This window comes from Methylobacterium guangdongense, assembly GCF_038442355.1.
GTDB classification, from domain to species: Bacteria; Pseudomonadota; Alphaproteobacteria; order Rhizobiales; family Beijerinckiaceae; genus Methylobacterium; species Methylobacterium guangdongense.
This window is the reverse complement of record NZ_JBBXMX010000002.1, coordinates 495020-518266: the sequence shown is the minus strand read 5'-3', so window position 1 is coordinate 518266 and position 23247 is coordinate 495020. Positions and strand designations below refer to the sequence as shown.

The following is a 23247-nucleotide window of genomic DNA, read 5'->3' as shown; positions in this document are numbered from 1 at the left end:
AGCGGAGGCCCTGGAAGAGGCTTCCAGCCAGCCGCGCGATCCCTGGAGCCCTCCCTCGAGGCTGCTGTGCAGCACCTCAGGATGAGGTCGCGGGTGGGAGGATTCCGCCAAGCCACTCTCCCGGCCCGGACGACCATGAACGCACCCGTCGACCCCAAGAAGCTGATCAAGGGCGGCCTCCACGATTGGGAGGTGATCGTCGGCATGGAGATCCACGCCCAGGTGTCGAGCCAGGCGAAGCTGTTCTCCGGCGCCTCCACCGAGTTCGGCGCCGAGCCGAACGACCACGTCTCGCTGGTCGATGCCGCGATGCCCGGCATGCTGCCGGTGATCAACGCCGAATGCATCGCCCAGGCGGTGCGCACCGGCCTCGGCCTCAAGGCGCAGATCAACCTGCGCTCGGTGTTCGACCGGAAGAACTACTTCTACCCGGATCTGCCGCAGGGCTACCAGATCTCGCAGTACAAGGATCCGATCGTCGGCGAGGGCGAGGTGCTGGTCGACATGGCCGACGGCTCCTCGATCACCGTCGGCATCGAGCGGCTGCACCTGGAGCAGGATGCCGGCAAGTCCCTGCACGACCAGGACCCGACCCGCAGCTTCGTCGATCTCAACCGCTCGGGCGTGGCGCTGATGGAGATCGTCTCCCGGCCGGACCTGCGCTCGTCGGAGGAGGCGAAGGCCTACGTCACCAAGCTGCGCACGATCCTGCGCTATCTCGGCACCTGCGACGGCGACATGGAGAAGGGGTCGCTCCGCGCCGATGTGAACGTCTCGGTGCGCCGCCCCGGCGAGCCGCTCGGCACCCGCTGCGAGATCAAGAACGTCAACTCGATCCGGTTCATCGGGCAGGCGATCGAGACCGAGGCGCGCCGCCAGATCGCGATCCTCGAGGATGGCGGCAAAATCGATCAGGAGACACGCCTGTTCGACCCGACCAAGGGCGAGACGCGCTCAATGCGCTCCAAGGAGGAGGCGCACGATTACCGCTACTTCCCCGATCCGGATCTGCTGCCGCTCGAATTCGATCAGGCCTATGTCGACGCCCTCGCCGAGGGGTTGCCGGAGCTGCCGGACGCCAAGAAGGCGCGGTTCGTGGCGGATTACGGCCTGTCGCCCTACGATGCCGGCGTGCTGATCGCCGAGCGGGCCTCCGCCGACTATTACGAGGCGGTCGCCAAGGGGCGGGACGGCAAGGCCGCGGCCAACTGGGTGATCAACGAGCTGTTCGGCCGCCTGAACAAGGAAGGCCTGTCGATCGAGGCGAGCCCCGTCTCGGCGGCGCAGCTCGGGGCGATCATCGACCTGATCGGCGAAGGCGTGATCTCGGGCAAGATCGCCAAGGATCTGTTCGAGATCGTCTGGACCGAGGGCGGCGATCCGCGCGCCCTGGTCGAGAGCCGCGGCATGAAGCAGGTGACCGATACCGGCGCCATCGAGAAGGCGGTGGACGAGATCATCGCCGCCAATCCCGACAAGGTCGCCCAGGCCAAGGAGAAGCCGACCCTGCTCGGCTGGTTCGTCGGCCAGACCATGAAGGCCACCGGCGGCAAGGCGAATCCGGCGGCGGTGAACGCGCTGCTGAAGGCCAAGCTCGGGATCGAGTGACCGGCTTATCGCGGACGGCCTACCAACCCGTGCCCTCATCCCTGAGGTGCCGGAGCGCAGCGGAGGCCTCCTAAGGCCGCCCTTCTAAGGTGTTTGGCGGTCTGATCGGATGCATCATCCTTTTCCCGGGCGCATGCAGCGTCAGCGGAATGCGACCCGGGACCCAGCGCATGACGTTGCGCAGCGGCGTTCGGGATCGACCTGCGCCGCTGCGCGGCACTTTTTATGCTGGATCCCGGATCAGGTTCCGCTGACGCTCCACCTGTCCAGGAAAGGAAGCGCGGGGCCCGCGATGCACGCTCGACCAACCTTGATAGGGCTAGCCTTCTAAGCCTACTGGGATCCTTGGAGGGCTCCTTTGAGGGCCGCTGACGCGGGCACCCCTCAGGTAGAGGGCGCGGATTGGAAGGTCGGCGCTCGTGAATCAGCGAGTCCACCGAGCCTCTTTCATTGCCTGCGCCACGACGAAATCCCGCCACGGCACTGCCGGGCAGGTGAAAGCCGTCGAATCCTCTGAGAAGAAACCGCGGCGGAACGGCTCGAGTCGGGGCCTTTCGCGCATTCGAAGGCGTGCCATGTTGGCCGCTTCTGCGCCCCTGGAGCCGCGTCCGTCCGGCTGTTCGTCTGCTGCCGCTGGGCTTCGGGCCGAACCGGTCCCGGAACCGTCTAGGCGGCGTTACGCTGCGGTGGAGTCATCCCTGTCTCCTCCAGCTTCAGACAATCGCATCCGTTGCGAAACCTGATCTCCTCAAGTTTCCGGCCGATCCGTGCCTGCATTTGCGAAGCACACACAGAGACTGCGCCCGCCATTCGCCTCGGTCAACCGCAATTTTGCCGGTGAAATGCTTTTTCCTGGCCGCCGGCTCCGTGATGCAATGCAAGGCGAAACCGTTCAGGCACTTGGATCGATCTTGCGGCATCGCGGAATTTTCACTGGTGCCCTAACGAATTGTCGGCTTCCAGGTTGTTCTCACGCAGAAGCGGCGGCCCCCAAGGCTCTGGGGGGACAACGCCACGGTCCGGCAGAAGGGCTTAGCCGGCCCATCATCAGCGCCGGTCCGCCTCGACGGTGGGCGCTGTGGTCGCGTGCGTCAGGGCGGAGACGCGGTCGCGCAGGTCCATGAACCAGGTCGGGGCCGGCGCGCGGCCGCCATTGACCACCACGGTCGCGGTCATGCCGGCGATCAGCGGGATCTCCGGCGGCACGTGATCGATCTGGATCCGGACGGGCACCCGCTGCGCCAGCCGCACCCAGGTATAGACTGGGTTGACGTCCGGCAGGCCCTGCGTGCTGGCGGCGGCATTCGCCGTCGCGATGCCGAGGGTGATGCTGGCCACCGTGCCGGTGAGGCGCGGATCGAAGCCCATCAGCTTCACGTCGGCCCGGTCGCCGACATGGATGTTGGGCATCTTCGTCTCCTCGAAATAGCCGTCGATCCAGTACGAATCGGTATCCACCACGCTGATGTTCGAGGTGCCCGTCCGGGCGTAGTCGCCGACCCGCATCAGCAGGTTGGTGACGCGGCCGTTGACGGTGGATTTCACCTGCGTGCGGTCGAGGTTGATCTTGGCTTGGCGCAGCTGCGCCTGCGCACTCTCCAGGGCGGCCGCGGCGATCTTGGCCTGGCCGGCATATTGCTGCTTCTCCTCGACGGAGGTCGAGACCGTGGTGAGCGCCTGCCGCCGGGCCGATTGAGCGTTCTTCACCTGCAGGTCGGCCTCCCGGTTCTTCACTTCGGCATCGGCCGAGGTGACGTTGACCTCGAAATCGACCGGGTCGATCACGTACAGCACGTCGCCCTTGCGGACGTTCTGGTTGTCGTGGACGCGAACCTCGACGATCTGCCCGGCGACCTGCGGGGCGATGTTGGCGACCTGGACGCGCACCGTCCCGTCGCGCGTCCAGGGGGCGGCCACGTAGAACTCCCAGACGTAGGCAGCCGCCAGCCCGGCGACGAGCAGGATCACGCCGGTGGCGGCCAGCCGGAAGACCTTGGCGGCGCGGCCCCGGCGCGGGACGATTGGCCGGAGATCGCGATGATCCGTCGCCTCCGTGCGGGCGGCCTTGGGATCGTCCTCGTCGGCGGTCGTTTCGGGCATCAGATCAACGCGATGAGGAGGGCGAGGACGCAGACGTAGAGACCGGCCTCGGCGAGCGGGGCATTGGCAACATAGCGGCTGAAGCGGATGCGGGCGAAGACCCAGCGCAGCATCAGGAGGATGACGAAGGCCGCCAGGGCATAGGCGACGAACGAGGAGATCAGCACCCCACCGATGTGAATGTCCTCATACATCGCCGTGTCCTGAGTCCCCGTCCGTTTGCGGTTTCACGAGGCGCCGACGCCGAGGCGCCGCAGGAACGTGCGGTGCCGGGCGATGGTCCGCGCCGCGGTGAGGAGATCGCTGGCGGCCCGCGCCGTCGTGAGCCGCACGCTCCGATCCTGTCGAGAGGCCGCGCGAATCAGATCACCGGCCGAGGTTTCGAGCGCGCGGTCGTCGCCGGCGGCCAGTCCGGCCCGCGCCCGCAGGATCGCGTCGCGCAGGGCCGTGACGGCCCGCAGCCGGCGCAGTTCGGCATGGCCCCGGGCCGCGGCCGCCTCCAGCCGGGCCAGCGCGAAGGCGTGCGAGAGGCTCGCCCGCCGCACCGCGCCGCTCCCCGAGCTGTAATTGGCGAACTGGAACAGCCGGTCCGCATTCAGGCTGGTCCGCGTGGTGGCATCGCCGCCCTCGCCGACCAGGGCATCGGCGAGGGCGCGCCGGGCGGAATCGAGGGCGAAGACGCGCTGCTGCGCCGGCGTCACCGGGATGAGGAGGCGCACGACGATCGACAGGATGATCGCCGCGACCACGACCAGGAAGGCGTTCAGCAAGAAGGTCTGCGCATCGTAGCTCTGCGGGTTCGAGGGGCCGAGCAGGACCGGGAAGAACACGATCAGGATGAAGCCGATGCCGAAGGTCTTCGGGTTCAGCGACAGGAAGCAGCCCAGGAAGATCACCGGTGCCATCACCAGGGCGAGCATCGGAAAGCCCTGGACGCCGTCGAGGAAGACGAAGCGCGCGATCCCCGCGAAGGTCGCCGCGAGGGTCATCCCGATGACGACACCGGTGGCGAATTTTTTCGGATCCGGCGTCGTCGACGACAGGGCCGCGGTCGCGGCGACCTGCACGAGGGCGAACGAAGCCTGGGGCAGGCCCAGTGCCACGAAGATTGCGGCGGTCGCGGCGAAGCCCAGCGCGACCCGGAGGGCGCCGCGCAACGCCACGGGGAAATCCCGATGGGTCGGCAGGCTGGCGTCGCGCAGGGGCGCGTGGCCATCCGCCACCGCCTGGATCCCGTCCTGGGCGAAGGTCGCCGCACAGACGAAATCCAAGGCGCGCTGGAGCATCACCACCTCGTCGACGGGGCGTCGCCCGTCGCGGACGGCCTCGTCGACGAGGTCGCGCAGGCGCGCATCGTCGCGATCGAGGCTTTCGGGATCGGGCGCGTCGGCGACCCGGCGGCAGATCGCCATCGCCTCGGCGACCGCGGGGCTCGGGTTCTTCAGATGCGCGGCGGCGGCCGCCACGGTCCGGATCGAGGCCGCCATCACGTAGAGGGCGGCGATGCAGCTGCGCGCCCCCGCGGCGCGGAAGCGGCCATCGTCGAGTTCCCCCGCGATGGCGCTGGCATCGGCGCGCATCGGGGCGATCGTCCGGATCAGCGCCGCGGTGCGCTGGGCGCCGAGATCGCCTTCGGCCAGGGACGTTCGAGCATAGGCGCGGGTCTCGTCCCAGGCCTTGCGAAGCTGCGGCAGCAGCGCCCGCCAGGTGCTGGGGGAGGCGAGGGCGTCGTTGATGAAGGTGATCGCCACGATGCCGAGGACGATCACGGCGACCCGCGAGACCGCGGCGTCGAAGGCGCCCTGCGGATCGTCGATCTGTCCCAGGGCGATGATCGCCACCGTGTAGCCCGACAGCATCGCCCCATAGGCCCGGGTATCCTGGAGGTACTGCGCCACGAACACGCACAGGCCGAGCCAGACCGTGAAGCTGAGGAACAGCATCACCCGGTCCTGCCCGAACAGGGCGACGACCACGATCGACACCACGGCGCCGATCAGCGTGCCGAGCAGGCGATAGACGGCCTTGGAGATGGCCTGCCCGCGTTTCGGCTGGGCGAGAATCGCCACGCAGGTGGCGGCCGAGGAGGCGCTGTCGAGCTGAAGCCAGAAGGCCGCCGCCAGCGCCAGCATCATGGCGATCCAGATGCGCAGCGCGAAGGCCCAGGCCGCGGGCTTCGGCACCCAGGCATCGAGGAACGCGATCAGGCGATCGACGAGCGGAGCCGTTCCCGTCTCCGCGCCGGCAGCGGAGCCCTCAGCCACGTCGGGACCGGCCGGGACCGGCCCCGCCACGCGGGATCGACGCGCCCAGGCGCGCCGGTCCCGTCCACCGATCGGCGGACGAAGCTGTCGGCCCGTGCCGGGGCAGCCATCCAACCGTCATGTCGCTTAACCCCCGGAGATCCATGGCTTCGGCGGTAGGAACGAACGAAAAGCGTCGCGGTTCGCGCGTCTCAGGCCTTGTCGCCGCCCTTCAGGCGCTTGTTGCACTTGCTCCAGTACTGGGGCCACTTGGGACCCTGAGCGGCCTTCTGCGCGTCGGTAAGTGCGCGCCATTCGGCACCGCAGGTCTTCTGGCGCGTCCGCGCGGCACTCTGGCCGGGCGACGGCTCCTTCGCGGCGGGAGCCGCCGGGGCCTCGGCGGCGGCCGGAGGCTTGGTGGGCGCCTCCTTGGAGGAGGGTTCCTTGGCGGAGGGGTCCTTGGCGGATACCGGCTGCGCGGCGAGCAGTGGCAGGGCCAGCCCGGCAATTGTCACGAATCGTCTGATCATCGTCTCAGTCCCCCCGGCACCCTGACGGCGCCCCGGCGGCACTCTCGTTGCACGCCGGCCGGACCGGCAAGGCCACGCCGAAGGTCGCCAACAGGAATGCGGCACATCCCGCATTCGTGAGCGCGGGGCCGCTCTTGCCCTTGAGCGCAGCGGGGAAATCGTCTTCACTGCCGGGATTGTCCGACCCGGCGGAGGGGCACCGCGCCGCTGACGGTTCGGTCGTGGAGCAGGCAGAGCATGGCAGCGGTGTCCGGGCGGCCGATCGACGTGCATACCTGGAGCACGCCGAACGGCTGGAAGATCCCGATCATGCTGGAGGAGTGCGGGCTCCCCTATAGAATCGTCCCGGTCGACATCGCCAAGAACGAGCAATTCGCTCCGGATTTCCTGGCGATCTCACCCAACAACAAGATCCCGGCGATCGTCGACCCCGACGGGCCCGGCGGAAGCCCGATCTCGGTTTTCGAGTCGGGCGCCATCCTTCAGTATCTGGGACGCAAGACCGGCCAGTTCTATCCGGTGGACGAGCGGGCCCGCGTCCTCGTGGATCAGTGGCTGTTCTGGCAGGTGGCCGGCTTCGGACCGATGCTCGGCCAGACCCACCATTTCAAGATCTACGCCCCCGAGAAAGTGCCCTACGCGATCGAACGGTTCACCGCCGAGGCGAAGCGCCTCTACGGCGTGCTGGAGCGCCACCTCGAAGGCCGCCCCTTCCTCGCCGACGACTACTCGATCGCCGATATCGCGACTTTCACCTGGGCCAAGCTCCACTTCAAGCAGGGTGTCGAGATCGAAACCCTGCCGAACGTGAAGCGCTGGCTGGACGCGATGCTGGCGCGGCCGGCGGTCCAGCGCGGTCTCGCGGCGATCTGACGAGCCGCGAGACCCTGCCCTCAGTTCTTGATGGCGGCCTGCTGGTTCACGTCGGGCACGCGTGTCCAGGTCTGGGATCCGCACAGGACCCGGAGCATGCAGCCGGAGACGCTGAGTTCGGCCTCGCTCTCCCGCTCGAGGCTGACCGTATAAATCTTGCCTTCCTCGATGTTGTAGATCTCGCCCGTGTACTTGTCCTCATCGGGCTTCAGACCGTCGATCAGCTGAAGGCCCATGACCGGGCGGGCGCGCTTCTTCGGATCGGGGTTCTTGAGATCCGTGCGGGGCGTGCCGGACTCGGTGGTCGGCACCTTGAGCCACACGACCTTGCCGCAGACCAGTTTCTGGCCCGGGCCGCAGCGGTCGATCCGGATCTTGGCGCGGCCGTCGCCGGTGAGCCAAGTACCAGAGGGATCCTTGCCGGACGGATCCTTGGCGGTATCGGCGGCGGCAGCGGAGAGGCCGGCGAGGAGCAGGGTGGCGCTGAGGGCGAGGCGCATGGTTCGTCTCCGGAATGGGGGCGTGGCGGATGCCCGGGGGATGGACGAAGTTCGATGGAGCGGGATTGAGCCGTCGCAATCAGGCGATTTTTCGGCAGTGTTGCGGCAGCGCCACGGCCACGCTTGCCGGAAGGGATCGCCCCGGGCGGCTTGAGGCCCCGTGGAGCCACCGCTATAAGCCCGGCGCCGAAGCGAAATTCTCGCTCCCGAGGCGCGCCCGGCATCTCGGCGCGCCGCACGCCTTTTCCACAGACGGACCGGACGCATAATGGCCACCGAGCGCACCTTCTCGATCCTCAAGCCCGACGCCACGCGCCGGAACCTCACGGGCGCCGTCAACGCGGTGATCGAGGAGGCCGGCCTGCGCATCGTCGGCCAGCGCCGCATCCGCATGAGCCAGGCGCAGGCGGAAAAGTTCTACGAGGTGCACAAGGAGCGCCCGTTCTTCGGCGAGCTCGTCAGCTTCATGACCTCCGGCCCGGTGGTGGTGCAGGTTCTGGAGGGCGAGAACGCCGTGGCGAAGTACCGTGAGGTGATGGGCGCCACGAACCCGGCCCAGGCCGCCGAGGGCACGATCCGCAAGAAGTTCGCGGAGTCGGTCGGCGAGAACACCGTCCACGGCTCGGACAGCGCCGAGAACGCCAAGATCGAGATCGCGCAGTTCTTCCAGGACTCCGACATCGTCGGCTGATGCACGCTGCGGTGGCGGGCCGGGCACACCGGCCCGCCATCGTTCCCGCGCCCACTCGGGCGCGCAGTGAATGCCGCCCTGTGTGTCCGGCCCGCCATTGACGGGGCGGAGCCCGAAGGAGTCCAACGGCCGAGCTTAGCCAACTCAGCCCGGACCCGAACCACCATGACGATGCGCCGCCTGCCCCTGCTGATCGCGACCGGTCTCTTCGCCCTCGGCGCGACCGCCGCCCTCGCGGGCGGATCCTCGGCCCCGTTCCAGCAATACGAGCCGGACCCGGCGCTCAAGACCGCCACCAAGGCGAATCTCGAAGGCCGCGTGCGCCACGCCTGCACGGTCGTCCAGGCCCGCATGACCAGCGCCACCGAAGCGTCCCTCGAGCGCCCCTGCGGCTGCTACGCCCGGCAGACCCTGCGCAGCCTCGACGCGTCCGAGATCGAGGCCTACCGGGCGACCGGCTACTTCAACGATTCGGCCCGCGCCAAGGCTCTGTCAGCGCTCGACAGCTGCAAGCTGCAGCGGCCGGTCTGAAAACACCGGGGCGCCGCCCCGGACCCCGCCGAAGGGACACGTCCCTTCGGCATCCCCCTCACACGCTGAACAGCACGCCCTCCGGCGCCTGCTCGCTGATGACCACGCGCTCGCCCTCCAGGCGGGCGCGCCCGCTCGCCACCAGGGCGAGCACCGGCGGATAGAGGCGCCGCTCCTGCACGATCACGCGGTCCGCGAGGCTGTCCGGATCGTCATCCTGGCGGACCGGGATCGCCGCCTGCGCGATGATCGGGCCGGCATCGAGTTCCGGCACGACGAAATGGACGGTGCAGCCGTGCAGGCGCACGCCCGCATCGAGCGCCTGCCGGTGCGTGTGCGTACCCTTGAACAGCGGCAGCAGGGAGGGATGGATGTTGATCATCCGCCCCGCCCAGCCGGCCACGAAGCCCGGCGTCAGGATCCGCATGAAGCCCGCGAGGCACACCAGCTCGACGCGCGCGGCCCGGAGTTCGGCCTCGAGGGCCGCATCGAAGGTCGCGCGATTCGGAAAAGCCGTATGGTCGACGACTCGCGTCGGGATGCCGGCCTCCGCGGCCCGGGCGAGGCCCGCCGCGTCCGGCCGGTTCGACAGGACCAGTACGATCTCGGCCGGATAGGCCGGGTCCCGCGCCGCTTCGAGGATCGCCACCATGTTCGAGCCGCGGCCCGAGATCAGGATCGCGACCCGCCTCTTCCCCGTGGCCGCCATCAGAGGGCGAGGCGCCCGCTGAAGGTCACCGGCTCGGGGCCCCGCTTCGTAATGCGGCCGAGGCGCACCGGGCTCTCGCCGGCCCGGGTCAGGGCCTCGTCGACGTCGTCCACCGCGTCGGCGGCGGCGATCACCACCATGCCGATCCCGCAATTGAAGGTGCGCAGCATCTCGGGCTCCGCGACGCCGCCCTCCCGGGCGAGCCAGCCGAACACCGGCGGCGGCGTCACGGCGTCGAGGTCGATCGCGATGCCGACATCGTCCGGCAGCACCCGGGGCAGGTTGTCGGGGAAGCCGCCCCCAGTGATGTGGGCCAGCGCCCGGATGCCGTCCGTGGCGGCGAGCGCGGCGAGCAGGGGCTTCACGTAGATCCGGGTCGGCGTCAGCAGCGCCTCGCCGAGGCTCATCGCCGGCGCGAACGGGGCCGGCGCGTCCCAGCCGAGGCCGGTCTTGGCGACGATCCGGCGGACCAGCGAGAAGCCGTTCGAATGCACGCCGGAGGAGGGCAGGCCCAACACCACGTCGCCCGGCGTGATGCCCGGACGCGGCAGCAGGCTGCCCCGCTCGGCGGCGCCGACCGAGAACCCGGCGAGGTCGTAATCCGACCCGTCGTAGAGGCCCGGCATCTCGGCGGTCTCGCCGCCGATCAGCGCGCAGCCGGCCTGACGGCACCCCTCGGCGATGCCGCGCACGATGTCGGCACCGACGCCCGGCACCAGCTTGCCGGTGGCGTAGTAGTCGAGAAAGAACAGCGGCTCGGCGCCCTGGACGATGATGTCGTTCACGCACATCGCCACGAGGTCGATGCCGATCGTGGCGTGCCGCCCGGTCTCGATCGCGATCTTGACCTTGGTGCCGACGCCATCATTGGCCGCCACCAGGATCGGATCGCTGAATCCCGCAGCCTTCAGGTCGAACAGGCCGCCGAAGCCGCCGATCTCGGCGTCCGCCCCGGGGCGCCGGGTCGAGCGCACCAGCGGCTTGATCGTCTCGACCATCGCGTTGCCGGCGTCGATATCGACACCTGCCGCCGCGTAGGTCAGCCCCGTCGTCGGCTCCTTGCCGTCCCTGGCCGTCATGCCCGCGCCACCTCGCTGATTGCTCGGCCCGCTCTAGCGGCTAACCGCGCGTTGCGCGAGTCGGTGCCGGATCGCGCCGACAGCGGATCGGGCCTTGACCTGCGCCGATGCGGGGTGATCCTGAGGAACCATGCCCGAGAACGCGCCCCCCCGGCAGCTCGCCTTCGACCTGCCGCTCGATCCCCGTTACGGGCGCGAGGACTTCCTCGTGGGACCGGCCAACGAGGCCGCCTACGCGCTGATCGAGGCGTGGCCGGACTGGCCCGACAGCGTGCTGGTGCTCACCGGCCCGCCCGGCAGCGGCAAGAGCCACCTCGCGGCGATCTGGGCCGAGCGCGCCCATGCCTGGACGGTCCCGGCCGCCGAGATCGACGCCGACGCGGTCCAGCACCTCGTCTCGAACGGGGCGCTCGTGATCGAGGATATCGACCGCGCCGGGAGCCGGGACGAGGCGGCCCTGTTCCATCTCCTGAACCGGGCGCGCGAACTCGGATGCCCGCTGCTGCTGACGAGCGGCACGGGCATCGACGCCCTGGGCCTCACGACGCCCGACCTGCGCTCGCGCCTCCGCCTCGCCCCCGGGATCGCCATCGCGGAGCCGGACGACGCCCTGTTGCGGGCCGTGCTGGTGAAACTGTTCGTGGATCGCCAATTGGTGGTCGATCTGGGCGTCATCGATTCGCTGGCCCTGCGAATCGATCGTTCGCTCGGCCGAGCCCGGGACGTGGTCGCCGAGCTCGATCGGGACGCGCTGGGCCGGCAGAGGCGGATCAGCCGGCCGCTGGCACTGGCCGTCCTGCGCCGCATGGGCCTCGACGACGAGGCCGAGGAGCCGGGCGGCTGAACGCGGAATCGTAGGGTGTCACGGAACTGTCGTGATGCCCCGGGGCGTACATTGTAGAACGCGCGACGCAGCGACAGGAGCAGGGACTCGGAATGGATTCGACGCAGAAGCCCGTGGAACGCGAAGCCGCCGATGAGGCCGCCGAGCCCCGTCGGCATTCCGCGGCCACTCCGACCACCCGGCGTGCGCCGGCCGTCCGGCGGCCTCCGGCCGCCGCCGCGCCGGGTGCCACCGCGACGTCGGGCAAGGCCACCGCACCGACCGGGCAGCCCAAGCCGGCCGTGACACGGCCCCGGACCGCGCCCGCCGCCAAACCGGCCGCTGATCCGACGGCTCGGTCCGACGCTCAGGCGGCCAGCCCGCCGACGGCCACGGCCGCCGCCATGCCCGATACGACCGACGAGTGGCCGGCGGTCGCCGAGCCCGAGGAGCGGCAGGCCGACGCGGCGCGGGAAACGGTGCTCGAAGCCGGGCGCGGCCTGCGGCACACGCCGGAGCGGTTCGTGAACCGCGAGCTGTCCTGGCTGCAGTTCAACCGTCGGGTGCTGGAAGAGGCGTCGAACCCCAACCATCCGCTGCTGGAGCGCCTGCGCTTCCTGTCGATCTCGGCGAACAATCTCGACGAGTTCTTCATGGTCCGTGTCGCGGGCCTGATCGATCAGGTGCGGGCGGGCCTCACGGTCCCGTCCCAGGACGGGCTGTCGCCCTCCGAGCAGCTGGTGCGGATCGGCACGGAGGTGTCGCGCCTCGCCGCCGATCAGCAGGCGCGCTGGCGCGAGCTGCGCGAGGAGCTGCACGACTCCGATATCGACATCGTCGAGCCCGCCGCGCTCACCGCCGAGCAGGCGACGTGGCTGGAGGATTATTTCCTCACCCACATCTTCCCGGTTCTGACCCCGCTCGCCATCGATCCGGCCCACCCGTTCCCGTTCATCCCGAATCTCGGCACCACGATCGCCCTGACGCTGGTGCGCCCGAAGGACGGGCGGACCCTGCGAGCCCTGATCCGCCTGCCCGGCGTCATCGACCGCTTCGTGCGCCTGCCGGTGAGCGACAGCGAGACCACGGCGCGCCTGATCCCGATCGAGCAGGTGATCGGGATGTTCACCGGCCGGCTGTTCCCGGGCTACCTCGTGAAGAGCAGCGGCGCGTTCCGGGTGGTGCGCGACTCCGACCTCGAGATCGAGGAGGAGGCGGAGGATCTCGTCCTCCACTTCGAGACCGCCCTCAAGCAGCGCCGCCGCGGCGTCGTCATCCGCCTCGAAGTCGAGGCCGGGATGGCCGAGGATCTGCGCGGCTTCGTGGTGGACGAGCTGGAGATCGCCCCGGACGCGGTGTTCCTGGTCGAGGGCATGCTGGCCCTCAACGAGCTGTCCCAGGTGGTCGGGATCGACCGGCCGGACCTGAAGTTCAAGCCCTACAATCCCCGCTTCCCGGAGCGCATCCGCGAGAGCGGCGGCGACGTGTTCGCGGCGATTCGCCAGAAGGACTTCATCGTCCACCACCCCTACGAGTCCTTCGACTCGGTGGTGCAGTTCCTGGCCCAGGCGGCCCGCGACCCGAACGTGGTGGCGATCAAGCAGACGCTCTACCGCACCTCGTCGAACTCGCCGATCGTGGCGGCCCTGGCGGAGGCGGCCGAACTCGGCAAGTCGGTCACCGCCCTGGTGGAGTTGAAGGCCCGCTTCGACGAGGAGGCGAATATTCGCTGGGCGCGCAACCTGGAGAAGGCGGGCGCGCAGGTGGTGTTCGGCTTCGTCGAGCTGAAGACCCACGCCAAGCTGTCGCTGGTGGTCCGGCGCGAGGGCGACAAGCTCGTCACCTACTGCCATGTCGGAACCGGCAACTATCACCCGATCACCGCGCGCGTTTACACGGACCTGTCGTTCTTCACCGCCGACCCGGCGATCGCCCGGGACGTGTCGCGGATCTTCAACTTCATCACCGGCTACGCGGAGCCCGCCGAGCTGGAGCGCATGGCGGTCTCGCCGCTGACGGCGAAGAACAAGCTCCTTGAGCACATCGAGGCCGAGGTCGCCCACGCGAAGGCCGGCCGCCCGGCGGCGATCTGGATCAAGTGCAACTCGCTGGTGGATGCCCAGATCATCGACGCGCTCTACGACGCCTCGGAGGCCGGGGTGCAGATCGACTGCGTGGTGCGCGGCATCTGCTGCCTGCGGCCCGGCATCCCGGGCCTGTCGGAAACGATCCGGGTGAAGTCGATCGTCGGGCGCTTCCTGGAGCACGGGCGCATCTACGCCTTCGGTAACGGCGTCGGGCTGCCCCATCCCAAGGCCACGGTCTACATCTCGTCGGCCGACCTGATGAGCCGGAACCTCGACCGGCGCGTCGAGGCGCTGCTGCCGATCACCAACCCGACCGTGCACCAGCAGGTGCTCGACCAGATCATGCTGGCGAACCTCCTCGACAACCGCCAGAGCTGGCGGCTGCTCGCCTCCGGCGGCTGCGAGCGGATCCAGCCGGCCGACGGCGAGGAACCGTTCAACGCGCACAAATATTTCATGACGAACCCGAGCCTCTCGGGGCGCGGCAAGGCCTCGAAGAAATCGAGTCCGCGCGCTCTGAGCCGCCGGGCGCAGCGGGGCTAGAGTTTGGCCCCATGCGCCGGAGACTCGACAGGTTTCGGACGGACGCGCTCCGGTTCTGCGTGAGAAACTTGCGCACGCTCAAAGAACTGCGCAAAGGCAGCACCCGTTCGCCGACGCAACGCCATGTGGTTTCCGTGCAGCCGTCACGGCTTCTTGCCCGGCAACCCGGCAACGACATTCTGGATCTGGAGCCGATATCGGTCGTCGCGCGACCGGTCTCGTCCCCGGATCGCACCGGCGGCGCCTCCGTCGAGCCCGCCACGCTCACTCAAGGACCCGGACGCTTGGGCAGTTCTCGCGCCAATCTCCTCCTCGCGCACAATGCGGAGCAGCCCGTGCACGCCGCGCAATCCCCGGTCGCCCTCATCGATATCGGCTCGAACTCGGTGCGCCTCGTCGCCTATGACGGCCTGACCCGGGCCCCGACGCCGCTCTACAACGAGAAGGTCCTATGCGGCCTGGGCCGCAACGTTCTGACCACCGGTCGGCTGAACGACGAGGCGGTGGCCCGGGCGCTCACCGCGCTCGCCCGGTTCCGGGTGCTGTGCGAGACGATGCGGGTGGGCCGGGTCTTCGTGCTGGCGACCGCGGCGGCCCGCGACGCCGAGAACGGGCCCGACTTCCTGCGCGCCGCGGAGGCGGCCTGCGGCCAGGAGATCCAGCTCCTCTCGGGCCGGCGCGAGGCGGAACTCTCCGCGATGGGCGTCATCTCGGGTTTCCACGCGCCGGACGGCGTGGTGGGCGATATGGGCGGCGGTTCGCTGGAACTCGTCGACGTCCGCGGTACCGTCGTCGGCCAGGGCGTGACCATGCCGCTCGGCGGCCTCGCCCTCCAGGATCTGTCCGGCGGCTCGGTGAAGAAGGCCGCCAAGATCGTGCGCGAGCACATGCGCAAGGCCGTGCCGCAGCTCGAAACCCTGCGCGGGCGGACCTTCTACGCGGTCGGCGGCACGTGGCGGGCACTGGCGCGCCTGCACATGGCCGCCCGCGGCTACCCGGTCCACGTGATGCACGGCTACACCGTGGAGCCGACCGACGAATTGACCTTCCTGCAGCTCGTCGAGCAGACCGATGTCGCGTTGCTGCAGGACGTCGAGGCGATCTCGGAAGCGCGGCGTCCGCTCCTCGCCTACGGCGCGGTGGTGCTGGAGGAGATCATCCGGGTCGGCCGCCCGCGGGAGGTCGCGATCTCGGCCTCCGGCGTCCGGGAGGGCCTGCTGTTCGAGCAGCTCGACCGGGATGCAAGGCTGATCGACCCGCTGCTCGCCTCGGCGGCGGAATTCAACACCCTGCGCTCCCGCGCCCCGCGGCACGGCGAGGAGTTGATCGCCTGGACCGACCAGTTCGTGGCGACCCTCGACGGCCACGAGACCGCCGACGAGCGACGCCTGCGCCATGCGGGCTGCCTGCTCTCGGATGTCGGCTGGCGTGCCCATCCCGATTACCGCGACGAGCAGAGCATCGCGGTGATCCAGAACGCCGCCTTCGTGGGCGTCGATCACCCGGGCCGGGCCTATCTCGCCCTCGCGGTATCGCTGCGGCACACCGGCCTCGCACCCGAGAAGGCCAACCCGATCCTACGTGGCGTCGCGGGCCCGCGCCTCTTCGACCGGGCGCGGCTCCTCGGGGGTTTGCTGCGGATCGCCTTCCCGATCTCGGCCGGCATGGACGGGGCGCTCGGCCGCGCGCCGCTCACCGTCGAGGACGGGAAGGTCACCCTGCGGCTGCCGCGGGAGTGGGAGGCGCTGAACGGCGACCGCCTGCTGAACCGCGTCCGCGGCCTCGGCCGCGTCGTCGGCCTTGAGGGGCGGGTCGAGATCGGCTGAGCCCCGGCTTCAAGCGAGCCGATCCGGGAAGATCGCCTTTTTGATCACGGCATGGACGCCCCAGTTGCCGTCCACGACCTGCGTGATCCCGAAATCGACCGCCACCGACATCAGCGAGATCGCCTCGTCCTCGGTGAGCCCCTTCGCGTGCATCAGGAACTGGCGCATCTTGCGGAAGGCGTCGCGCATGGCGAGGTCGATCGACGATTTCGCGAAGATCGCCGCCTGGGCGTCCGGACCGAGGTCGCGCAGGTAGTTCGGGTAGCTGAAGCCGGACAGGACCCAATCGTCCTTGGTCTCGATCATCGGGAAGTCGAGGGCTTCGAGCGGCGAGCCCGGCAGGTCGGCCTTCTTGTGCAGGATGAACTGGAAGGTGCCGGTGAGCGAGCACTCGATCGCGGTCCCGCACATTTCGGAATCGCCCTGGCTGGCATGGGGATCGCCCACCGAGAACAGCGCCCCCGGCACCGCGACCGGGAAGTAGAGCGTCGCGCCCTTGCCGATCCGCCAGTTGTCGATGTTGCCGCCGGTATAGCTCGGCGGGATCGTGTTGACCCGGTCGGCCTCGGCCGGCGCCACGCCCAGCGTGCCGAAATGCGGGCGGATCGGCACCCGGATTCCCTTCAAGACGTCGAAGGTCTTCTGGGTTTTTGAATGGTCCACCGGCAAGCCGGGATAGTCGATGGTCGGATGCGCGACTCCGAACGGGTCGGTCACGCCCGGCCAGCGGAAGCTGTAGATTGCCCGCGCCCAGTCGCGCGCCCCGGTGGCGTCGACCTCGTAGATGGTCACCACCTCGCGGGGCTTATCGCCGGTGATCAGATCCTTGTAGTGGAAGCCCCACCACGCCGCCGCGTTGCTGCCGAAGGCGAGCCCCTTGTACTTGGGATTGGCGCTGGGGCGCGGCGCCACGTCGAGGATGCGGACCTCCAGCACGTCGCCGGGCTCGGCGCCGCGGATCGCCACCGGGCCGGTGCAGATATGGACGCCGAGGCCGCCGCCGGGGCCGATCTTGGCGTCCATCGGCCCGGCGCCGCGGGGCGAGACGCCCATCTTGTCCTTGGTCCAGAGGTAGACGCTTTCGGCCCCCGGATCGCCCTCGATCATCCGCTCGGCATCGTCGCTCGCTTGGTGGGTGAGCGTCTCGATGGTGACGAAATCACCGGAGCCGATCTCGACCTGCGGTTTCAGGCTGCGGCTGAAGAAGCCCCAATGCACCGTCTCGGCATTGGCCGGCAGATGGTAATGCCCGGTCGCGGCGAATTTGGCGCCGGAGGCCTCAGCCAAAGCCGGGCTGACCAGCGAGGGACCGCCGGCCGCGAAGGCCGCCGCCGCAGCGCCCGTCGCCACGAACCCGCTCTTCAAGAAGGCGCGCCGCTCCGGCTCAAGGTCGCGCTTGAACCGGCGCCGGTGCTCCTCGAAGGCGTGGCAGTTCGGGTCGTCGCCCTGGCACATGGTGTCGGCTTCCGGTGGTTGCGTTTCCCCGGAAGCGGTCAAGCAATTCGACGGCCACGCTGGCGGCCGTCGATAGATCTCTTCAGGCGGAGACCATCCCGACACCCGGCTCCTCGGCCTTCGGCGGCGCCGCGTCGGACTGCGCTTCGACCACCGCGGCGGCCGTCACGTTGACGATGCCGCGGGCCGTCACCGACGGCGTCAGGATGTGGGCGGGTTTGGCCGGTCCGATCAGCAGGGGGCCGACCGGGAGCGCGTCCGCCAGCATCTTGGCGAACTGGAAGGCGATGTTGGCCGCGTCGAGATTCGGGAAGATCAGGACGTTGGCCGCGCCCTTCAGGCGGGAGCCCGGCAGCACCCGGTCGCGGACCATCTCGGAGAGCGCCGAATCCGCCTGCATCTCGCCGTCGACGATCAGATCCGGATCGCGCTTCTGCAGGAGCGCGACGGCGTCGCGCATCTTCATGGCGGAGGCCGAATCCGACTGGCCGAAATCCGAGTGGCTGAGCAGCGCGATCTTCGGGGTCATCCCGAAGCGGCTGACGTGGCCGGCGCAGGCCTGGGCGACGTCGGCGATCTCCTCCGCGGTGGGGTTCGGCCGGACATGGGTGTCGGCGAGGAAGTAAGCGCCGTTATGGGTCACCACGAGGCTCATGGCGGCGCATTGCTCGACGCCGGGCGCCAGCCCGATCACGTCGCGGATGATGCGCAGCCGCGTCTCGAACCGGCCCTCCAGGCCGCAGATCAGCGCGTCGGCCTCGCCCCGGCGGACCGCGATGGCGCCGATCACGGTGTTGTTGGTGCGCACCAGCGTCCGCGCCGCGTCCGGCGTGATGCCGCGCCGGCCCGCGACATCCAGATAGGTCTGCACGTAGGCGCGGTAGCGCGGATCGTCCTCGGGGTCGATCAGCTCGAAATCGCGCCCGTGCTCGATCGACAGGCCGAAGCGCTTGAGCCGCGTCTCCACCACACGCGGCCGGCCGACCAGGATCGGGAACGCAACCTTGTCCTCGACGATCGCCTGGACGGCGCGCAGCACGCGCTCATCCTCGCCCTCGGCGTAGATGACGCGCTTGGGCGCTTCCTTCGCCTTGGAGAAGAGCGGCTTCATGATCAGGCCGGACCGGTGCACGAACCGGTCGAGGCTCTCGACATAGGCGTCGAGATCCTGGAGCGGCCGGCCGGCCACGCCCGAATCCATCGCCGCCTTGGCGACCGCCGGGGCGATGCGCAGGATCAGCCGCGGATCGAACGGGCTCGGGATCAGGGATTTCGGCCCGAACGGCCGGGCCTCGCCGCCATAGGCCCGGGCGACCACGTCGGAGGTGGTCTCGTGGGCGAGGCCGGCGATCGCCTTCACGGCGGCCTTCTTCATCTCCTCGTTGATCTTGTGGGCGCCGACATCCAGCGCGCCGCGGAAGATGTAGGGGAAGCACAGGACGTTGTTGACCTGGTTCGGGAAGTCCGACCGGCCGGTACAGATCATCGCGTCCGGCCGCTCTTTCTCGGCCAGATCCGGCATGATCTCCGGATAGGGGTTGGCGAGCGCCATGATCAGCGGCTTCTCGGCCATCTCCTTCAGGTATTCGGGCTTCAGCACGCCGCCGGCCGAGAGGCCGATGAACACGTCGGCGCCCGGGATCACCTCGGCGAGGGTGCGCTTGTCGGTCTCCTGGGCGTAGATGTCCTTCCAGCGGTCCATCAGCTCCGGGCGGCCCTTGTAGACCACGCCCTTGATGTCGGTGACCGTGATATTCTCGCGGGTCGCACCGAGCGACACGAGGAGGTTGAGGCAGGCGAGCGCGGCCGCGCCCGCCCCGGAGGTGACGATCCGGACGTCCGACAGGGTCTTGCCGGCGAGTTCCAGCCCGTTGAGGACGGCGGCCGCCACGATGATCGCGGTGCCGTGCTGGTCATCGTGGAAGACCGGGATGTTCATCCGGGCCCGGCACTGCTCCTCGACCTCGAAGCATTCGGGCGCCTTGATGTCCTCCAGGTTGATGCCGCCGAAGGTCGGCTCCAGGGCGCAGACCACGTCGACGAGCTTCGAGACGTCCTTTTGGTCGACCTCGATGTCGAACACGTCGATGCCGGCGAACTTCTTGAACAGGACCGCCTTGCCCTCCATCACGGGCTTGGACGCGAGCGGGCCGATATCGCCCAAGCCCAGCACCGCCGTGCCGTTGGAGAGCACCGCCACGAGGTTCTGGCGGATCGTGAGGTCGGCGGCCTGCTGCGGGTCGTCGTGGATCGCCATGCAGGCGGTGGCGACGCCCGGGGAATAGGCGAGCGCGAGGTCGCGCTGGTTGCCCAGCGGCTTCGTCGCCTGGATCTCGAGCTTCCCGGGCTTGGGCAGGCGGTGGTAGACGAGCGCCCCGGCCTTGAGGTCCTCGGACATGTTATCGGCCATCGCCCACGCTCCCGCTCACCTTTTTCACCGAGGACGACGCGATCGCGCATCGCGCGGGCTCGCGTCTTGACCGGTCTGTTGCACCGGCTACGCAGGGGGCGCAACCCGCACAACGAGACCCGGATCCATCTCGCCAAGCTGGCGAGGGCCTACGGCTTCTCCATAGGCGCGTACTCGTACGGCCGTCCAAAGGTGCGGTTCCCCGAGAGCGGGCGGCGGCTGACGATCGGCCGCTATTGTTCCATCGCCGACAAAGTCGAGATCCTGCTCGGAGGCGACCACCGGCTGGACTGGGTATCGACCTACCCGTTCGCAGCGATGCGCGGGCTGTTTCCGGAGGCGCAGGCGCCGGAGGATTTCCATGCGTCCCGGGGCGACGTGGTGATCGGGCACGATGTCTGGCTCGGATCGGGCTGCATGATCCTGTCGGGCGTCACGATCGGCCCCGGGGCCGTGGTGGCGGCCCACGCCGTCGTGACCCGCGACGTGCCCGCCTACGCGGTAGTGGCCGGCAACCCGGCGCGGGTGGTGCGGCACCGGTTCGATGCCGCGACCGTGGAGGCGCTCCTGGCGGCGGCGTGGTGGGACCTGCCGCACGCCGAGGTGACGCGGCTCGTGCCGCTGCTGCAGGGCGGCGACGTGGCGGCCCTGGTCGCCGGCGCCGTTGCGGCGGGGCGGGGGATTGCGTAATCCGCGGCGCATCTTTGCCGCTCAGGCAAACCGGAGCCCGATTATGTCCGATCCCGCGCTGCCCGACCGCCTCTCCGTCAACCCGGACAGCCCCTATTATGACGCGGCCCTGCTGGAGCGCGGCGTGGGCATCCGCTTCAAGGGTGTCGAGAAGACCAATGTCGAGGAGTATTGCGTCAGCGAGGGCTGGGTGCGCCTCTCGGCCGGCAAGACCCTCGACCGCGCCGGCAACCCGATGACGGTGAAGCTGAAGGGCCCGGTGGAGCCCTATCTGCGCGAGCCCGTCTCCGAGGCCTGATCAGCCTTCCGGGCGAGCGAGGCCTGGAAGTTGCGGATCGCCTCTGCGACCAGCGCCTCGATGCGCTCCGCAGAGCGCGGTCCGTCAATGACGAGGCTCGCGAGGATGTCGGTGCGCCGGGCGCGCTGCTTGGCGGTGCGGGCGTGGTTCGACAGGCGCAGATGCCACGGGCAGTCGGGCGGCCTGAGATAGAGGCTGTCGCCGCGCTCGTTGCGCGCGACGACCGTGAAGCCGTGGGCCTCGAGCCGGCGCGCAGCCAGACCAAGCGCTGCCGAGGGCGGGAGCGGTGCGTCGCGCTTCACGGCCCCGCCGGCTCGATCGTACCGAGGCGTCGGCGCCCGAGCGCCCGCGCCTTCAGCGCCAAGGCCGGCCGCTCGATCCCGTACCAGGACAGGGCCGCCACCGGCAGCGTCACCGCGAGGGCCGGGGCCAGCAGCGCGGGCCCCGACATCTGCGGCCACAGGGCGTGCAGGGCCTGCTGGATCGGCCAGCCGTACAGATAGATCCCGTACGACAGGTCCGCCCGCGGATCGAACAGCCCGCGCGCCAGCGGCCCGAGGGCGAGCCAGATCACGCCGTAGGCCTCCGCCAGGAACAGCAGAGGCGGATAGGCCGGCGTCCGTGCGAGGACGAAGGCCCCGAAGGCCAGGCAGGCGAGGGCCGCCCCCGAGATCCGAAGGCGCTCGCGCCAGAGATAGAGGCAGGCACCGGCCGCGAAGATCAGGGGCAGTCGCAGGGCCGTCTCGGTGCCCTTGGGCAGGTCGGCGCCCCGCAGGCCGCCCGCGATGGTGAGCGCCAGCGCGAGCCCGGCGACGATCGCGAGGGCCGACCAGCGCCGCTTCAGCAGACCGCACAGGGCTGCGGCGAGCACGCCGAGATAGCACAGCACCTCGTATTTCAGCGTCCAGACCGTGCCGAGCGGGGCCCGATACGGGTTGGCCTCGAACACCCCGGGGAGGGCGGCGTTGCTCTTGAAGGTCGTCAGCGTCCCGCGGATGAACGACCACAGGTGCGGATCGCGAAGATACTCGGCGACGGGCAGGCGGGTCAGCGCCGCGCCGAGGCCGAGCGCCACGACGAGGGTCGCGGCGACCAGCCCCGGCAGGATGCGCAACGTCCGGGCCAGCGCGTAGTCACGGATCCCGCGCCGGTCGCAGCTCATGGTCACGAGAAAGCCCGACACGGCGAAGAAGCCGTTCACCGCGTGCTCGCCCAGCGTGTAGCCGGTCAGCCGGACCAGGGGCTCGTCGCCGGCGGCGCCGGTCGCGACGCTGAACGTGTGGGACACCACCACGGCGACAGCCAGAGCGAGCCGCAGGCCGGTGAACCCGTTGCGCCCGGCCCCGAGCGCATCCGCGATGGTTCGGGCGCTCATCCGGGCAGGCCCTCGCGGGCCAGCGCGGTCCGGCCGCGCAGGAAGGCGAGGGCGCCGGCCGCCGAACCGCCGTAGCGCTCCATCCCGCTCCGGCGCAGCACCAGGGCCGAGAGCAGCGCCTTCGGCAGGTTGGTCATGAGGGCTGCGAGGCTCGGATCGGGCAGGCCGTATTTACGGCTGACATAGGCCCGCGACCACGCCTGATGCCAGCGGGTGCGGAACACGCGGCCCCGCTCGGGCGCCGAGGATCGACCGCGGCCATGCAGCGCCTCGGCGGCGTGAACATGGATGATCGCCCGGCCGGTTTCGGCGATGCGCCGGCACAGGTCGTCGTCCTCGTAGAACAGGAAGATCCGCTCGTCGAAACCGCCGAGGTCCAGGAACAGGCGGCGCGGCATCATCAGGCAGGCCCCCGAGAGGAACGGCGCGCAGGCATCGCCCTCCGGCAGCGCGAGACGGCCGCCGGGATTGGTCAGGTACGGCGCGAGCAGCGAGCGCGGCTGGAAGAAGAAGCGGCCATCGGGCTCGACCAGCCGCGGGGCCAGCAGGCCGGCATCCGGCCAAGATCGGGCCGCCGCCGCCAGGGCCTCCACGGCCCCCGGGCGCAGGATCACGTCCGGGTTGACGATGAGGACGTGCTCCGCCGTCTCGGCGGCGCGGACGCCCCGGTTGTTGGCGCGGCCGTAGCCCTCATTGCGGGCGTTGCGGATCACCTGTGCGCCGGCCGCCTCCGCTACGGCGGCGGAGGCATCCCGGCTGGCATTGTCCACCACGATCGCCGGCACGTGCTGGCCGGCGAGGGCGGCGAGGCAGGCCGACAGCACCTCGGCGCTGTCGTGCGCGACGACGATGGCGACGAGGCGCGGCACCGCCCGG

General features: G+C 69.7%; 21 protein-coding genes. 9 read left to right on the top strand and 12 right to left on the bottom strand.

The window, feature by feature from the left end:
- Positions 1–135: 135 nt before the first annotated feature.
- A complete protein-coding gene (gene gatB / locus AAHG09_RS06275) occupies positions 136–1608 on the top strand; it encodes an Asp-tRNA(Asn)/Glu-tRNA(Gln) amidotransferase subunit GatB (RefSeq protein ID WP_342106062.1) in 1473 nt (490 codons plus the stop codon).
- 1047 nt (positions 1609–2655) lie between these two features.
- On the opposite strand, the gene AAHG09_RS06270 is transcribed toward gatB, so the two are convergent.
- The 4 genes from AAHG09_RS06270 to AAHG09_RS06255 all read right to left on the bottom strand — a co-directional run bounded on the left by AAHG09_RS06270 (position 2656) and on the right by AAHG09_RS06255 (position 6481).
- Positions 2656–3708 carry an HlyD family secretion protein gene (locus AAHG09_RS06270; RefSeq protein ID WP_342106061.1) on the bottom strand — a complete coding sequence of 351 codons (1053 nt, stop codon included), beginning with the start codon at positions 3706–3708 and terminating at the stop codon, positions 2656–2658.
- On the bottom strand, positions 3708–3902 hold the full coding sequence (locus tag AAHG09_RS06265) for a DUF1656 domain-containing protein (RefSeq protein ID WP_342106060.1): 195 nt from the start codon (positions 3900–3902) through the stop codon (positions 3708–3710). Before AAHG09_RS06265 ends, AAHG09_RS06270 begins: the two co-directional genes overlap by 1 nt.
- Positions 3903–3935: 33 nt before the next feature.
- Complete coding sequence (locus AAHG09_RS06260; protein WP_342106229.1) at positions 3936–5972, bottom strand: FUSC family protein; 2037 nt, start codon at positions 5970–5972, stop codon at positions 3936–3938.
- A gap of 191 nt (positions 5973–6163) precedes the next feature.
- Complete coding sequence (locus tag AAHG09_RS06255; protein WP_342106059.1) at positions 6164–6481, bottom strand: hypothetical protein; 318 nt, start codon at positions 6479–6481, stop codon at positions 6164–6166.
- A 237-nt stretch (positions 6482–6718) separates the two neighbouring features.
- Here AAHG09_RS06255 and AAHG09_RS06250 point away from each other — a divergent pair, with 237 nt between their 5' ends.
- Positions 6719–7354, top strand: coding sequence for a glutathione S-transferase family protein (locus AAHG09_RS06250; RefSeq protein WP_342106058.1), 636 nt, complete (start codon positions 6719–6721; stop codon positions 7352–7354).
- Between the two features lie 20 nt (positions 7355–7374).
- Here the strand turns inward: AAHG09_RS06250 and AAHG09_RS06245 are convergent, their stop codons facing one another.
- Positions 7375–7854 (bottom strand): DUF2147 domain-containing protein, encoded by a 480-nt coding sequence (locus tag AAHG09_RS06245; protein ID WP_342106057.1) that lies wholly within the window; start codon positions 7852–7854, stop codon positions 7375–7377.
- Between the two features lie 268 nt (positions 7855–8122).
- On the opposite strand from AAHG09_RS06245, the gene ndk reads away from it, so the two are divergent.
- Together ndk and AAHG09_RS06235 are read left to right on the top strand one after the other, a co-directional pair.
- Positions 8123–8545, top strand: a complete 423-nt coding sequence (gene ndk / locus AAHG09_RS06240) for a nucleoside-diphosphate kinase (protein ID WP_160533087.1) — start codon at positions 8123–8125, stop codon at positions 8543–8545.
- A 165-nt stretch (positions 8546–8710) separates the two neighbouring features.
- Positions 8711–9076, top strand: a complete 366-nt coding sequence (locus AAHG09_RS06235) for a hypothetical protein (RefSeq protein ID WP_342106056.1) — start codon at positions 8711–8713, stop codon at positions 9074–9076.
- Positions 9077–9134: 58 nt separating this feature from the next.
- Here the strand turns inward: AAHG09_RS06235 and purN are convergent, their stop codons facing one another.
- Positions 9135–9785, bottom strand: coding sequence for a phosphoribosylglycinamide formyltransferase (gene purN, locus AAHG09_RS06230; RefSeq protein WP_342106055.1), 651 nt, complete (start codon positions 9783–9785; stop codon positions 9135–9137).
- A complete protein-coding gene (gene purM / locus AAHG09_RS06225) occupies positions 9785–10864 on the bottom strand; it encodes a phosphoribosylformylglycinamidine cyclo-ligase (RefSeq protein WP_342106054.1) in 1080 nt (359 codons plus the stop codon). Before purM ends, purN begins: the two co-directional genes overlap by 1 nt.
- Before the next feature lie 130 nt (positions 10865–10994).
- Between purM and AAHG09_RS06220 the strand changes: the two genes are divergently transcribed.
- The 3 genes from AAHG09_RS06220 to ppx all read left to right on the top strand — a co-directional run bounded on the left by AAHG09_RS06220 (position 10995) and on the right by ppx (position 16143).
- On the top strand, positions 10995–11708 hold the full coding sequence (locus AAHG09_RS06220; protein ID WP_342106053.1) for a P-loop NTPase family protein: 714 nt from the start codon (positions 10995–10997) through the stop codon (positions 11706–11708).
- Positions 11709–12091: 383 nt separating this feature from the next.
- Positions 12092–14317 carry an RNA degradosome polyphosphate kinase gene (locus tag AAHG09_RS06215; protein ID WP_342106227.1) on the top strand — a complete coding sequence of 742 codons (2226 nt, stop codon included), beginning with the start codon at positions 12092–12094 and terminating at the stop codon, positions 14315–14317.
- Positions 14318–14601: 284 nt separating this feature from the next.
- Entirely contained in the window at positions 14602–16143 is a 1542-nt protein-coding gene (ppx, locus tag AAHG09_RS06210) for an exopolyphosphatase (RefSeq protein ID WP_342106052.1), read from the top strand.
- Between the two features lie 9 nt (positions 16144–16152).
- Here ppx and AAHG09_RS06205 read toward each other — a convergent pair whose 3' ends face one another.
- Positions 16153–17598 carry an acetamidase/formamidase family protein gene (locus tag AAHG09_RS06205; protein WP_342106051.1) on the bottom strand — a complete coding sequence of 482 codons (1446 nt, stop codon included), beginning with the start codon at positions 17596–17598 and terminating at the stop codon, positions 16153–16155.
- 82 nt (positions 17599–17680) lie between these two features.
- Complete coding sequence (locus AAHG09_RS06200; RefSeq protein ID WP_342106050.1) at positions 17681–20008, bottom strand: NADP-dependent malic enzyme; 2328 nt, start codon at positions 20006–20008, stop codon at positions 17681–17683.
- A gap of 78 nt (positions 20009–20086) precedes the next feature.
- On the opposite strand from AAHG09_RS06200, the gene AAHG09_RS06195 reads away from it, so the two are divergent.
- Positions 20087–20698 carry a CatB-related O-acetyltransferase gene (locus AAHG09_RS06195; protein WP_342106226.1) on the top strand — a complete coding sequence of 204 codons (612 nt, stop codon included), beginning with the start codon at positions 20087–20089 and terminating at the stop codon, positions 20696–20698.
- Between the two features lie 43 nt (positions 20699–20741).
- A complete protein-coding gene (locus AAHG09_RS06190; protein WP_342106049.1) occupies positions 20742–20996 on the top strand; it encodes a DUF3297 family protein in 255 nt (84 codons plus the stop codon).
- Here the strand turns inward: AAHG09_RS06190 and AAHG09_RS06185 are convergent.
- Genes AAHG09_RS06185 through AAHG09_RS06175 form a run of 3 tightly spaced genes read right to left on the bottom strand, consistent with a single transcriptional unit; the run spans position 20966 to position 23240 of the window.
- Positions 20966–21298 (bottom strand): hypothetical protein, encoded by a 333-nt coding sequence (locus AAHG09_RS06185; RefSeq protein WP_342106048.1) that lies wholly within the window; start codon positions 21296–21298, stop codon positions 20966–20968. The genes AAHG09_RS06190 and AAHG09_RS06185 overlap by 31 nt on opposite strands.
- Entirely contained in the window at positions 21295–22371 is a 1077-nt protein-coding gene (locus AAHG09_RS06180) for an acyltransferase family protein (protein WP_342106047.1), read from the bottom strand. The genes AAHG09_RS06185 and AAHG09_RS06180 overlap by 4 nt, the downstream gene beginning before the upstream one ends.
- Positions 22368–23240 (bottom strand): glycosyltransferase family 2 protein, encoded by an 873-nt coding sequence (locus tag AAHG09_RS06175; RefSeq protein WP_342106046.1) that lies wholly within the window; start codon positions 23238–23240, stop codon positions 22368–22370. Before AAHG09_RS06175 ends, AAHG09_RS06180 begins: the two co-directional genes overlap by 4 nt.
- Between the last annotated feature and the right edge of the window lie 7 nt (positions 23241–23247).